Below are 596 nucleotides of genomic sequence, written 5' to 3'. Positions count from 1 at the left end.
AGCCTCATTGCCCATAACCCCTGGTAAAAGACGCACGATAGCATCCAAGAGAACCAACGCAGCCGTTTCACCTCCTGAAAGGCTATAATCACCAATGGATACTTCTTCTAATTTCCGCGCTTCTATTATCCGTTCATCGACGCCTTCAAAACGTCCACAAACCAATGTCACTCCCGACTCACACGCCAAAGAACGCGCATAAGCTTGGTTAAAAGGCCGTCCACGCGGACTCATCAACAACCTTGTTGAATCATGTGGACAACTATCAAGTGCAGCCGCTAACACATCCGCCCGCATCACCATACCAGCCCCCCCACCAGCTGGTGTATCATCAACGCTATGGTGTTTGTCCAAAGCAAAATCCCTAATCTGCACTGTCTCGAGCGACCATATTCCTCGTTCTAAAGCTTGCCCTGCTAAAGAATAACCCAAAAATCCAGGAAACATTTCAGGATAAAGTGTTAAAACGCGCGCTTGAAACTTCATTTTTTCATTCTTTCATCCTCATTTGAATCCAAGTCGTTTTCTACCTTATTTTTTTCCTTGTTGCTCAACAAACCAGCTGCCACTGGCTCGACAACAAGAAAACCAGAAGT

Annotated in this window: 1 protein-coding gene; it reads right to left on the bottom strand. The window is 46.0% G+C overall.

Annotation, left to right across the window (positions count from 1 at the left end):
• Window positions 1-486 (bottom strand): tRNA (guanosine(37)-N1)-methyltransferase TrmD (locus ACFIK8_RS12500; protein WP_375669610.1); only part of this gene is annotated, 486 nt, incomplete at its 3' end.
• Window positions 487-596 lie beyond the last annotated feature (110 nt).

It is taken from the genome of Bartonella sp. MR168JLCBS (genome assembly GCF_042194175.1).
This window is presented reverse-complemented; position numbering and strand designations above follow the sequence as displayed.